The sequence below is a fragment of the Saccharopolyspora sp. NPDC000995 genome, assembly GCF_053599315.1.
Map to the genome: position 1 here is coordinate 1 of NZ_JBSFLZ010000190.1, position 8,457 is coordinate 8,457.

The 8,457-nt window shown below is 68.2% G+C and carries 10 protein-coding genes and 1 pseudogene; 2 read left to right on the forward strand and 9 right to left on the reverse strand.

What is annotated here, in order from left to right; genetic code table 11:
* Nucleotides 1-1,102, reverse strand: a 1,102-nt coding sequence (locus tag ACWDKQ_RS33895; RefSeq protein ID WP_450142849.1) for a DUF4158 domain-containing protein, incomplete at its 3' end; no start/stop codon positions are given.
* Nucleotides 1,103-1,219: 117 nt separating this feature from the next.
* The gene (locus ACWDKQ_RS33900) at nt 1,220-1,390 is read right to left on the reverse strand and encodes a hypothetical protein (RefSeq protein WP_450142850.1); all 171 of its coding nucleotides are present in this window, start codon (nt 1,388-1,390) and stop codon (nt 1,220-1,222) included.
* A 114-nt stretch (nt 1,391-1,504) separates the two neighbouring features.
* Here ACWDKQ_RS33900 and ACWDKQ_RS33905 point away from each other — a divergent pair.
* Nucleotides 1,505-1,833, forward strand: a pseudogene (locus ACWDKQ_RS33905) (transposase); the annotation flags it as partial.
* Nucleotides 1,834-1,841: 8 nt separating this feature from the next.
* Here ACWDKQ_RS33905 and ACWDKQ_RS33910 read toward each other — a convergent pair.
* The 7 genes from ACWDKQ_RS33910 to ACWDKQ_RS33940 form a co-directional block, all read right to left on the reverse strand.
* On the reverse strand, nt 1,842-2,075 hold the full coding sequence (locus tag ACWDKQ_RS33910; protein WP_450142851.1) for a hypothetical protein: 234 nt from the start codon (nt 2,073-2,075) through the stop codon (nt 1,842-1,844).
* 343 nt (nt 2,076-2,418) lie between these two features.
* The gene (locus tag ACWDKQ_RS33915; protein ID WP_450142852.1) at nt 2,419-2,724 is read right to left on the reverse strand and encodes a hypothetical protein; all 306 of its coding nucleotides are present in this window, start codon (nt 2,722-2,724) and stop codon (nt 2,419-2,421) included.
* A 128-nt stretch (nt 2,725-2,852) separates the two neighbouring features.
* On the reverse strand, nt 2,853-3,128 hold the full coding sequence (locus ACWDKQ_RS33920; protein ID WP_450142853.1) for a hypothetical protein: 276 nt from the start codon (nt 3,126-3,128) through the stop codon (nt 2,853-2,855).
* A 740-nt stretch (nt 3,129-3,868) separates the two neighbouring features.
* Nucleotides 3,869-4,120, reverse strand: coding sequence for a hypothetical protein (locus tag ACWDKQ_RS33925; RefSeq protein WP_450142854.1), 252 nt, complete (start codon nt 4,118-4,120; stop codon nt 3,869-3,871).
* A 305-nt stretch (nt 4,121-4,425) separates the two neighbouring features.
* Complete coding sequence (locus tag ACWDKQ_RS33930) at nt 4,426-4,554, reverse strand: hypothetical protein (RefSeq protein WP_450142855.1); 129 nt, start codon at nt 4,552-4,554, stop codon at nt 4,426-4,428.
* A gap of 197 nt (nt 4,555-4,751) precedes the next feature.
* Entirely contained in the window at nt 4,752-5,405 is a 654-nt protein-coding gene (locus ACWDKQ_RS33935) for a phosphoribosyltransferase (protein ID WP_450142856.1), read from the reverse strand.
* Nucleotides 5,406-5,509: 104 nt separating this feature from the next.
* On the reverse strand, nt 5,510-7,267 hold the full coding sequence (locus tag ACWDKQ_RS33940) for an ABC-ATPase domain-containing protein (RefSeq protein WP_450142857.1): 1,758 nt from the start codon (nt 7,265-7,267) through the stop codon (nt 5,510-5,512).
* A gap of 426 nt (nt 7,268-7,693) precedes the next feature.
* Between ACWDKQ_RS33940 and ACWDKQ_RS33945 the strand changes: the two genes are divergently transcribed.
* Nucleotides 7,694-8,413, forward strand: coding sequence for a lysozyme (locus ACWDKQ_RS33945; RefSeq protein WP_450142858.1), 720 nt, complete (start codon nt 7,694-7,696; stop codon nt 8,411-8,413).
* Nucleotides 8,414-8,457: the final 44 nt, after the last annotated feature.

The following is an 8,457-nucleotide window of genomic DNA, read 5'->3' on the forward strand; positions in this document are numbered from 1 at the left end:
GGCTGTAGGAGCCGCGCAACTGGTAGCGGACCCGTTCCCGCACCTCCCGGCTGCCCGCCATCAGATCTTTGACCAATTTGCGCAGGGTCTTCTCCCCGCCGGGCACCGCCGTCCACACCACCTTGCGCACCACCTCGTCCGGGTGGTCCAGCGCCGCGGTGACCACCTTGAGGAAGATGCCCTTCTTACCCGGCACCGACACCAGGTCACCGAGCAGTTCCTTCTCCACCCTTGTTTCGGCGCGGGCGTTGATCTTCTGCACGAGGTCGACCAGCAACCCGACCAGTTCGTCGGTGATCTCGGCCTGCCGTATCCAGCACAACGCCGCCAGCAGCGTGTAGCGCACTGGCGCGTCGCAGGCGGCGAAATCCGAGGGGAACATCCGCGCCGCCCGCGACCGCCACGCCGCCACCAGGCGGGCAGAGATGTCAGCGAACACATCCTGGGGCAGCTTCAACGCCCGCACCGTGGTCAGCTTCGCGATCTCCGACAGCAGCGTATCCAGCCCCAGTGAGCCCGGATCGGCCTTCACCTCGGCCAGCGCACCCTCGGACTCCAGCAGATCCTGCAACGCGGCACACACCTCGGAGCCGAGCCTGCCCACGATCTGCTGGGCGAACGCCGTCTCGTGCCGACGCAGCGCCGAGCCGATCACGCGCTCGATCTGCCCCTCACTCGGCGGCTCCACCCCCTCACTGCGGCACCGGTGCCGCAACGCCGCCCCCAACCGGCCTCGGTCTTGTTCCACCGGGCATTGCTCGGACGCCAGCCAGTCGGTCCACCGACCTTCGTCGTCCTCGGTCGCCGGCCGGAAGCCCAACGCCTCCCGGACCTGCGTGCGGTGACGCTTGGCCGTGCGGTTGTCGAAGGAGTACTTCGCGAACTCGGTCGGATCGACCTTCACCAGTTCGGCCACGAACTCCACCGCGGCCGGCGGGACCTGCTCGCCGTAGCGCGGGAACTCGCCCTCGATCTCGAAGTATTTCAGGATCAGCGCGAATCCCAGCCGCGTCGCACCCGTCTTGGTGCCCAGCAGCCGCCAGTCATCCTCGACCAGCGTCCACTGCGCGATCAGCTCTTCGGTCTCCCAGTCCCGCTTCACGGGCGCGGACGCTAGCGCCCGTCCCCGCGACACGATCAGGTGACCAATACCCTGACGTGTGGTAATCGCACGTCCATGATCACCAAGAATAGACACTCTATGTCCACAACAGACATATCAGAGGCTGACTTTCCCCCACGCAAAAAGGGAAATCGTGATGCCCGCCGCGGCAGGGCGACCGGCATCGCGAAGGTTAGCCATCAACGGGTCATCGTTGATGCGCGGTGCCCGGCGGTTCGCGCCCAGCACCACCGCCGGGAGTACGTCGGGCCAGTCCTCACGGCTCACCAGATGATACTCACCCCGTGCGTAGCCCTCGCTTGCGGCCGCCGAAACCCATAGGCGATGACCAGCTACAACGCCCCAGTTGGCACCTGGCCGTAGCTTCGGGAGTCCTGGGCCGAGAAGTGGGAGGCCCGGTACCCGGCGATCGTGCGGCTGTGGACCAACGCGTGGGCGGAGTTCGTGCCGTTTTGCAGTTCGACACCGAGATCCGCACGATCATCTGCACGACCAACGCCATCGAGAGCATCAACGCGCGCATCCGCCGCGCGGTGAACGCTCGCGGCCACTTCCCCAGCGAGCAGGCTGCCTTGAAGTGCGTCTACCTCGCAATCATGGGTCTTGATCCCACCGGGACGGGCCGCAAGCGCTGGTCCAGCCGCTGGAAGAAGGCCCTCAACGCCTTCGAGAGCACCTTCGACGGACGCCTGTCCGCCGGACGCCGATAAAACCGAAATCAACAGTTACACCGAAAACCTGACAGCCCTGGAGTGGTCATCGGGGCGTAGCGGGCCCAGGCACCACTGGCCTCGGTGGCGAGCCGGGCAGCGTGGTCGAGGGTGTAGCCGAGCATCCTGGCGACCACCGGCGCGGGTGCTTGGAGGACGAGTTGCCGGAGCGCCGCCGTGTGGCCCGTGAGCGTGCGAATGCCGTGTCGGCGGAGGCGGCGTTCGACCGTGTCGGTGGTCATGGGTTGGCCGCCGCGTCGGCCGGGGAACAGACAGTGTGCCTCGGAGTTGGTGGCGGTGGTGAGGTTGAGCCGCTGCTGAATGTGCTGTTGTAGCAGCCCGGCGAAGGGCTCCGGGACCGGCGTGGGTGGTTCGCCGATCCGGATAGGCCGGGTTGCGGGTGTCCTTGTGCGGGAGCGTCACGCGGGCCAGCAGCTTGTTTCGCGTTCGCCCAGCGCAGGAGGGCTTGGGCGAGCCGCCGGGCGGTGTAAGCGCCGGCGCACCAGGCGTCGACCTCGGCTTGCCGGCAGGCCGCGAGTAGTAGGCCGCGTTCGCGCAGCCAATCCTCCGCCGCCACATCACCGGTCAAGTCCGGTACAAGCCAACGGACCGTTTCTGGTTCGCCGGCCTGTCCTCGCTACTCCCCGGCCGCTGGCACGACATCTTCCCCGTCCAACCCGCAACGATTCTCGCCTGGCAACGCAGCTTCATCCAGCCCGAGGTCGGCGCGAACGGCGCGGCCACCGAGGCCAGCAACACCCGGCGCGGCCCGAACAGATCCGCCAGTCGCCCCGCGGTCGGCGAGCCCACCGCGGTCGCCAGGTACAGCCCGGAGACGAGCCACGCGTCGAGCGCCTGCAGCACCGCACCAAAGGCGATCATGAGCACCATGGCCCGCGCCAACCGTCCACGCCCGCGCGCGCCACCACGTTCATCTGCTGGAACGCGGGCAGCCGCCGCCCCAGTCAATCTATGTTGTTAGCATAACCAACTTCAAAGGTCTGACCGGAAACTCGACTTCAGCTCGCGCGCTTCTGCGCCTTCTCAATCGCCTCAGCCAACCGGGCCAACTCCTTGCCGATGTGCGACAGCCGCTCCGCCATCACACTGGCATGCCCGGACAGCGGGCCGACGTGCCCCGCCGCCCGCAGCCACTCCGTCACCCCGGCGCAACCGGCGGACATGCCCTCCACCGTGAGCGAGAACCCGCGCATGACCTGCTCGATCTCCTCGACGGTATGCGCCACCGCCGGGTCGCGCAGGCGATCACCCAGCGCCGAAGCCGCCTCTCCCACCTGCCACGAGACCTCGGCCGAGTAACCCGACTCGCCAGAATCGGCGCTCCGTCTCGTACCCGACCGCCGAGGTGGCGTGTGCCTACCCGCCTGCGGCGGTGTGTTGTCGGAAGGTCCAGCGGCAGTCATAACGAACCAATCAACCGGAGACGGACACCCATCTCCACCCCGACGCGCCAGAAGACCCCCGACCGGTGGTCCAAGTCCCCCCGGTTCTCCCCAGCGCAGGAGTGGGTGCCGCGAGGTTATCGCGTTGTGGCGGGCATTGGTGAGGGTTGGTACGTAGGAATAGTTTTGATCAACACTGAAATCGCAAGAACTACCAAAACAAATGCTGCCGAGCACCCGCGAATTTCCACTCGGCCAACGGGGCCTACCTGGCTTCCGGGGCAATCGCCGCCACGGCGTCGATGCTGCAGGACATGATCGTCCGGTCGTGGACCGTGATGTGCTCCAGCGGCCAATGCCACAGGCCAGCGCCAATAAACGCTCGACCCATCAGCGTCGTCGTACCGGCGGCGGATGAGCCTGGCCGGGTTGCCACCGACGATGCCGTAATCCGGCACGTCGTCGACCACCACCAACCCGAAGCCATAATCGCCCGTGCCCGATGCGGACGCCAGGCATCATCACCGGCCGGTACCCGGTACCGGGCCGGTCTTCTTCGTGTGTTGTGCTGGACGGTGATCTCGTAGCCGAGGAACCGGGCCGCGCCTGTGCGGGCGTCGGTTACCAGCGGTTTATCCTTGGGAGAGTTCGGTGAGGATGTCGCCGGGGTGCGCGGGGGAGGCGACCCTGGCGAATGCGGGCCGCTGCAGTGCGGGGATCTTGGAGGTGGTCGCCGAGTCCTCGAACAGCAGCACCCCCTCGGCCGGGTGGAACCCCTCGGCGACTCCGTCGGTCCGGATCAAAAGCCCGGCCTCGGTGAGGATGTGCCGCTGCCGGAGCAGTGACTGGGTCGCGGTAGGCGAGCGAGAGTAAACGATCCGCACCGGCGCTCCTCGGGAAGGACGGAGCCCCGTTCTACCTGTCGGGATGGTCATCTGCATACCTGCAATACAGCAACCGCCGGAATCCCGGATCATCCGGGTCGGCGCTGGGCAGGCTGACCATCCTCCGTCGCAGTGCCCGCGCCAATGGGCGGTTACCACGTCGACGGGCTTTGGCCAGCTGGTTTTGCAGGCCCAGGTAGGCAGGGTTACGCGCCCTGCGGATGCCTCGGGTGTACTCCGGTATAGAGCTGTGTCGACGAACTGGTCCAGTTTGTGCAGGTAGGTCGAGGGCAGGATCGGCGAGGCTACCCCGCCCTGGGGAGCCCCGGACTGGCACCCCATGTCCAGTCCTCCAGGTATCCGGGCTTGAGCATGTTGCCCACCAGCCGCAGGAACCGGTTGTCGTGGATGTTCTCCGACAGGATCGTGATCACCCTGTGCCTGGAAGTTCGAGGCACCTGCCGGGTACTTCCCGAGGAATACCAGCCTCCCAGAGCGGATTTTGAGCGGGCTGTGGTCGTGTAGAGCATTAAATTCATTCGACACTGAAATAACAGTTACTACCAAAAAAATGTGGGCGCTGGATGTACCCTTGAAGGTCGAGAACTCTAGATCGGCAAGATCCGCACAATCAGTCGAAGTCATGCAGAATCTCGTAGATCTCCTCGTCGGTGGTGGCGCTGAAGTTGCGGTACCACTGCCCTACCGCCGCGAAACCGACCGGTTGTAGCACGCACACCACCACATCCGCCTCCGCTCGCAACGCGGTGACAGCGTCCGGCGAGCCCACCGGGACGGCCAGCACCACGCTCCGCGGTGACGACTCACGCAGCATCCGCACCGCCGCGCGGGCTGTCGCCCCGGTGGCCAGCCCGTCGTCGACCAGCACCACGTCACGTCCGGCCATCGGCAGCGGCTCGCCGCGCTGGAACAACCGCTCCCGGCGCCGCGCCTCAGCCCGTTCCCGCTCGCAGGCCGCCCGCAGGGTCCGCTCGTCGAGGTGGAACGAGCGCACCAGCTGCGGGTCATAGCTCGCCGGCCCGTCCGCGGTCACCGCGCCCACGGCCAGCTCCGGCTGACTCGGCGCGCCGATCTTGCGCGCGACGCAGACCCGCAACGGCGCCTTAAACATCCGGGCCACCTCGGCGGCCACCGGCACCCCTCCCCTGGCCAATCCGAGCACCACGGGGTCGACCAGCTCAAGTCCGGTCATCCGCTGGGCCAGAACCCGGCCAGCGTGCCGGCGGTTGGCGTAACCGGTGGTGGTCCGTTCCGGGAAACTCATGCGAGGCATCACTCGCCTCCCGCCCGCCGCGCGTGCGCACGACAGCACATCGGGGAAACCACTCGCCTCGATGATGCCCGCCCGCAGCCGATGGGCAAACCTCCTCAGGTGCGGAAACCGGCGACCCGCAGCACCCGGAGCCGGTTCAGCGCGGCCGCCAACTCGAAGCGCCGCGGCACGGCGAAGTCCCCCACGTAGTGCTCATCGACGGCCGTGACACCGCGCTTGGCGACGTCCGCGGCGAAGGCGTCCAGCACCTCCGCGATGGTGCGGGTGCCGTCCAGCACCCCGCGCCGCGCGCAGCTGACCAGCGCCAGCCCGATCCCGGTGACCTGCGCGGGGTCGACCACCTGCTCCACCCCGCGCAGTTCCACAGTGGACTCCCCCAGGGTCAGCGCGTCCACTCCCCGGGCGCGGATCTTCGATCGGTCGCTGACGATCGAGTGTGGATCCACCACGCGGTGCCGAACCTGCGGGAAGGCCTGGGCCTCGGAGTGGCGACCGGTGGGTGCCGCGGCCAGCTGCTTGGCGCGTACGGTGACGTCGCGAGCGTGGTAGGCGTCCAGCATCAGCACCTGGTCGGCGACGTCCATGTAGTCCCCGGAGCCACCCATCACCAGCACCGTCGACACCCCGTGCGCGGCCCGCAGCGGCCGGATCAGGTCCACGAACGGCGTCAGCGGCTCGGACTCCTTGGCCACCAGGGCCTGCATCCGGGCGTCGCGGATCATCAAGTTCGTCGCCGCAGTGTCCTCGTCGACCAGCAGCACCTTCGCCCCGGCCTCCACCGCCTCCACGATCGCCGCGGCCTGGGAGGTGGAGCCGGAGGCGTTGTCGGTAGAGAAGTCGGCGGTGTCGGTGCCGGTGGGCAGGTGGCTGACGAACGGGCTGACATCCACGCGGTGCACTCGCCGCCCGTCCTCCGCGCGCACCTTGACGGTGTCCTCGCGGCATACCACCAGTTCCCGGCCGTCGCCCGGTATGTGGTCGTAGACGCCGAGCTCCAGCGCCCGCAGCAGCGTGGACTTCCCGTGGAAACCGCCCCCGACGATCAGCGTGATTCCCTCGGGCACCCCCATGCCGCGCACCCGGCCGCGGTTGGGCAGCTCCACCTCGACCCGCATCGACTCCGGGGAGGCGAACGGCACCCCGCCGGACAGCGGCCGCTCGTCGACGCCGCTGCGCCGGGGCAGCATCGAGCCGTCGGCGACGAAAGCCACCAGGCCCAGCCGCGGCAGCATCCGGCGCAGCGCGTCGGTGTCCTCAATGGAATCCACGAACTCCCGCAGCAGGTGCTGCTCGGCGCTCGCCCAGCGAAGCGCCGCCTCCACCACGTCGGGCAATTCGTCGCACAACGCCTGCTCCGCCTGTCTGCCATCGATCGTTCGGCCCCGCCCCGGCAGGTCGATGCCCAGCCGGAGCACCACTGACCCGCCCGCGATCTGGCAGGCACTGCGGTCCAGCACCTGCTGCCGACCGGCGTCCACCCGCAACCGGCTGTCGCGGAGCCTGCGGTACGCCGCTCGCACCAAGTAGCCGGCCAGCGCCCGCGCCCGCACCGACGTGGACCACAACTCCGCCGGGAAGCCCGCGACCGCCGGATCCACCCGGACCTCGCAGCGGCTGGCCGGCGCGTACGGGTCCGGCTGCACCCGCTGGACCTCCAACGTGAACCCACCGAATGACCAGCGACCGCTCAGCGACTTGTAGCGGCCGTAGCTGGCACCGTGCATGGCGCGCAGTTCCTGCCGCAGCGCCTGCTCGTCTCCACGGTCGCCGCGTGGTCGGTCGTCACGCCTGCGATCGCCCGGCCGCCGATCCTTGTACCGCCCCGCTCCTGGACCGCCCGTTCGCTGTGCCATGCACGAGACCTACCTGACCGGCCGCCGATTCTCCAATCGGGAGACGTAGGTCACTCCAGGTCGAACGCTGGGCTCGATGCCGTGGCACCACAGTGGACGACCGAGTGTTTACTCGGGGCAAATCCGGCGAAACGGCGCGTCGAAACCCGGCGCGCTCCCACATGCCGGGTTATCCTCCCAACGCGCAAGATCCAAAGCACCACCCGGTCCGACACCGAACGGCCGGTTCCACTCGACGACGCTGCCTGCGTTGGTGAGGAGGCGTGTGCAGTGCTTCGCAGATTCGGCGGTCCGGTCGACAGCAGTCCCCGGCAACGTCTGGGCCGCAGCAGTTCCCGCCGTCCACGTAGGACTTCCACGCTGCTCGCGGCTGTGATAGCCGCGGCGGGCCTTGCCGGTGGCGTTGCCCACGCCGCCCCTGCGCCCATGACCCCGCGACTAAACCCCAACGACCCCAACGGCGCTTGGGCGGGCTACAGCGTCGAAGGCTCGCGCGACGCGCAGCCGCGCTACCACCCCGCAGGCGCGGTGTCCGGAATGGACGTCAGCGGTCATCAGGGCGATGTCGACTGGCCGAAGGCCTGGGCCGACGGCGCACGGTTCGCCTACATCAAGGCCACCGAGGGCAACGGGTTCCAAAACGACCGCTTCGGGCAGCAGTACGACGGCTCGCACGCCGTCGGCATGATCCGCGGCTCCTACCACTTCGGCCTGCCGGACCGCTCCAACGGAGCGGACCAAGCCAACTTCTTCGTCGACAGCGGCGGGGCCTGGAGGCGCGATGGGCGCACCCTGCCGGGGGCGCTGGACATCGAGTACAACCCCTACGGGGAGGCTTGCTACGGCCTGGACCCAGCCGCGATGTCGCGGTGGATCGCCGACTTCAGCAACACCTACCACGCCCGGACCGGGCGCTTCCCGGTCATCTACACCACCACCAACTGGTGGAACCGCTGCACGGCGTCTAATCCGGACTTCGCGCCGAACAATCCGTTGTGGATCGCCCGCTACGCCCCCGATATCGGCCCGCTGCCGGCCGGCTGGGGCTACCAGACGATCTGGCAGAGCAGCGACAAGGGCGCGTTCCCCGGTGGGCAGGACGTCTTCAACGGCAGCAACAAGCAGCTCAAGCGATTCACCTCCTGACCGTCCCTCCCAACGGCGATGCGGGCCGCTCCGGAAGCTTCCGG

What these genes read in the sequence shown, in the direction of transcription:
- ACWDKQ_RS33910 (WP_450142851.1), bottom strand. Translation starts at nt 2,075, where the DNA reads ATGACCACCGACACGGTCGAACGCCGCCTCCGCCGACACGGCATTCGC.
- ACWDKQ_RS33915 (WP_450142852.1), bottom strand. Translation starts at nt 2,724, where the DNA reads ATGGTGCTCATGATCGCCTTTGGTGCGGTGCTGCAGGCGCTCGACGCG.
- ACWDKQ_RS33935 (WP_450142856.1), bottom strand. Translation starts at nt 5,405, where the DNA reads ATGAGTTTCCCGGAACGGACCACCACCGGTTACGCCAACCGCCGGCAC.
- ACWDKQ_RS33940 (WP_450142857.1), bottom strand. Translation starts at nt 7,267, where the DNA reads ATGGCACAGCGAACGGGCGGTCCAGGAGCGGGGCGGTACAAGGATCGG.
- ACWDKQ_RS33945 (WP_450142858.1), top strand. Translation starts at nt 7,694, where the DNA reads ATGACCCCGCGACTAAACCCCAACGACCCCAACGGCGCTTGGGCGGGC.